Source organism: Bariatricus sp. HCP28S3_D3 (assembly GCF_052065755.1).
Classification (GTDB): Bacteria; Bacillota; Clostridia; order Lachnospirales; family Lachnospiraceae; genus Allocoprococcus.
Window position 1 is genome coordinate 1 of record NZ_JBQHTK010000066.1, and the last position, 3,393, is coordinate 3,393.

Consider the following 3,393-nt stretch of genomic DNA (forward strand, 5'->3'; position numbering starts at 1 on the left):
CGCAATTATGTTGTGAGCAGAATTATGTTCTGTAGTGCCGCATAATCCTTTGAATTCACTACACGGCACTGTTTTTACAGAACATAATTATTACAGAGAAGCCAGGAATGCGAGAATGGACTTACTCGGTTTATAGTTGAATGAACCGTTTGTTGTTTCATCAAGTTTCTCCATAGCTTGACGTTTGATCTCAATGTCAGCCACCATATATTTATGAGTCGTTTCAATGTTTTCGTGCCCCAGCCAGATGGCGATTGTAGATATATCTACACCAGCCTGCAGCAAATTCATTGCAGCACTATGGCGGAACGTATGGGGTGTGACATTTTTCTTGTTCAGCGATGGGGACAGTTCCGCAGCTTTTTCTGTGATCGTGGTTATCCGCTGTCCGACGCCTGATCGTGTTAAATTCCCATTGCGATTGTTTGATAAAAGACGGTTGTTGCGGTTTAAATTCTGCAGCTTGATATAATTGTCGATAAATGCAGCTGTTGATTTCCATATTGGAGTTATGCGTTCTTTTCGGCCTTTTCCCAAAAATCGAATAGATGATGTCCCATCTGTTTCAATAGATATATCAGACACGCATAAGTTAACCAGCTCCGATACACGGCATCCTGTGTTGTACAGAATCATGAGTATCATCTTATCCCTTAACGATAATGCATCTGGGTTATTGCATACTTTAAGCATTGATTCATACTCATTCTTGGTGATAAATGACATCACCTGTTTATCCGCTTTTCTGGCTGGTAATGATAAGGACTTACGGATAATCCCAGAGTATTCTGGCGCCTCTACCGCAGCATATTTCAAAAATGACTTTATAGCAGACATTCTGAGATTAATAGTTGATGGGCTACAGTTTCGGATTGTCTCCAGATATGTTCCAAATGCCGACAGATGGTCTAATGAAAAATGATTCATCTCGATTCTGTCAGGAGCTATGCCATATACAGAAGCCATAAATCTAAGGTAAAGAGTGAAACTGTCTCGATAAGTGGAAACTGTTCTTGGAGACGATTTTTTCTGTGCTATCAGGTATATCAGGAAATATTTCTCCAAAAGTGGGGCAAATTTCAGTGCGGCAGTGAGCGAATCATTCTTATTCATGGGCATCTCCTCCGTATATGTTCTCATATTTTCGAGAAGCTATGTCCATCAGTTCTGGTGTTGAAGACAAGTACCAGTAAGTGTCTTCCGGATGGATGTGTCCCATATATGTAGATAAGAGGAGAAGCTTTGCATTTACATCCATTCCCTGCTCAAGCCAGTTCTTTATGGTTCTGGTAGCAAAGGTATGCCGAAAGTCATAAAGGCGAGCGTGTGGATACCCAGAATCACTAACATCAATGATGTCACGAATCGTTTGGAATGCGTATTCAAATGCATTTCGTTTAAAAGGCTTGCCACCTGTGGTTATGAAAAACTCATTCCCAAGACGGACTTTATTGCAAAGGGATTCCACTTGGCTTCGATAGGATCTTAACTGATCTGATACCTCTGGCAGTAACGGTACGATCCTGTCCTTGTTGAACTTACTGCTACAAACGTTAAGCAAGTTGTTCGTAAAGTCAACATCTGAGATTGTTAGATTTACAAGCTCTGAAGTCCTGAGCCCTGTAGCCCATAGAAGTCCAATGGCAGTCTTCATTGTCAGTGAACGGATTCCGTCCGGAGAATAAAGATGATCGCACTGTTCCATCAGCCTACAGGTTTCATCCAGTGTATAAATATGAGGACGTACACGTTTATGAGGATTACCATAAGGAAGTTTAGGAAGTAATTCTGAATCTGGATCAAAGGCGCCCGCATAGTCGGCCAGTCCCTTTAATGGTTCAAATCGGCGCCCTTTCGTCACCAGTGATGGATCGTCACCACTTTCACACCATTGGAAGACTATTTTGCGTGTTAATGCACCGGTGTATCCTATATCCTGCGTATATCTGGCAAAAGCATTCAAATATACAGCTTCGGCTGTCATCTGAAAGCCAAGGCCACGTTTATAATCCAAGTATGACGTTACCAAGGACGTGATTTTATTGCTCATACCAATTCCCTCCCTGGCCATGATGATGCTACTTCACGAAGTGATTCGACATCAATCCGCACATATGCTTTTGTTGTTGAAACAGAAGTATGCCCTAACAGATCAGCAACTGTCTTTAAATCATTACCTGCGTTATATAAATGAGATCCTACAGTTCTCCTTAATGCATGAGTTCCTACATGCCAGCCAGTAATACCGACTTTACTGTATAACCGCCGGATCACACTTCTTACATTGTCTGTAGAAGCTGGCTCCAACATTCGTCTTGCAGATTTGAAATACAATGGAGATCCTAGAGCTATGGGACGAGCGTGCAACACATAATCCTCCAGTGCTTTTCCAAGTTTGACTGACATGGGCAGTTCGCGCTCAGCGTGTGTTTTTGTTTTGCGAACGATTACAGTTCCCCGGTTCCATTCAATATCTCCTATTTGTAGGTTTGCAACTTCACTGCACCTGAGACCAAGCTCTGTGAAACAGAGCAGTATTGAATAATCTCTCAGTCCTGTTGGAGTACTGGGAAATGAATAGTCCGCAAGTCGCGATTGCTCATCTTTTGTCAATGTGATAGGAAGGCTGCTCCCTTTACTCCATGCCGGAACAGATAAAGGCAGATTCAATACAGAAGTATGAATTACGATATCGTGATGTTGCAGAAAACGAAAGAATCGTCTGAGTGCGGTCACGGTAACTCCAATGCTCGCAGTACACAGGTCATTACGCTCTTTCGAAAGGTAATTGATAACATCATTGGCAGTAATGCTTGTCCATGCTATGTCATGTATATCGGGAACTACAGCCTTCAGAAACTTTTTGGTCTCGCGTACCGCTGCTAGCGTTACCGGCTCTGAAAGATGTAAGAAATCCCTACAGTAACTTGCGTATTGTGCCATTAAAGGGTCATACTGATCTTTTGCGGCACACTGTTTACGAAAATCTCTGATTCGTATGCCGGCTCTCATAAAGAAAAAAGAACCGAGAGAGGCCTGTGCTGATGCAAAGTTTGCACGACTTAATGATTGTCTTTTAAGCTTTATGGCTCGATCAACATAAACAAGCAGTATAAGCGGATCGGTGGTATCAGGTGGTTCCTCAAGGTCGCAAATCGTCCGTATATAACCAGCAATTGTAGTATTTTCATGCCCCTGATCCTTCAGATAGTCATGGAATTGGTTAATAGTTTCCTGTTTCATGTATCTACCTCCTTTTATTTGGTAAATACATGATATCAGTAATCACTGGGCAGAGAGAATACTTATGTTCTGTAAAAACAGTGCCGTGTAGTGAACTCAAAGGATTATGCGGCACTACAGAACATAATTCTGCTCACAACATAATTGCGC

General features: G+C 42.1%; 3 protein-coding genes. All 3 read right to left on the reverse strand.

All coding sequences use genetic code 11. The features are described from left to right. Nucleotides 1-90 precede the first annotated feature (90 nt). Genes ACTNB3_RS17600 through ACTNB3_RS17610 form a run of 3 tightly spaced genes read right to left on the reverse strand, consistent with a single transcriptional unit; the run spans nt 91 to nt 3,243 of the window. Nucleotides 91-1,113, reverse strand: a complete 1,023-nt coding sequence (locus ACTNB3_RS17600; RefSeq protein ID WP_320855294.1) for a tyrosine-type recombinase/integrase — start codon at nt 1,111-1,113, stop codon at nt 91-93. After that, nucleotides 1,106-2,050 (reverse strand): tyrosine-type recombinase/integrase, encoded by a 945-nt coding sequence (locus ACTNB3_RS17605; RefSeq protein WP_427805903.1) that lies wholly within the window; start codon nt 2,048-2,050, stop codon nt 1,106-1,108. Before ACTNB3_RS17605 ends, ACTNB3_RS17600 begins: the two co-directional genes overlap by 8 nt. Continuing rightward, nucleotides 2,047-3,243 carry a site-specific integrase gene (locus ACTNB3_RS17610; protein WP_320855292.1) on the reverse strand — a complete coding sequence of 399 codons (1,197 nt, stop codon included), beginning with the start codon at nt 3,241-3,243 and terminating at the stop codon, nt 2,047-2,049. Before ACTNB3_RS17610 ends, ACTNB3_RS17605 begins: the two co-directional genes overlap by 4 nt. Nucleotides 3,244-3,393: the final 150 nt, after the last annotated feature.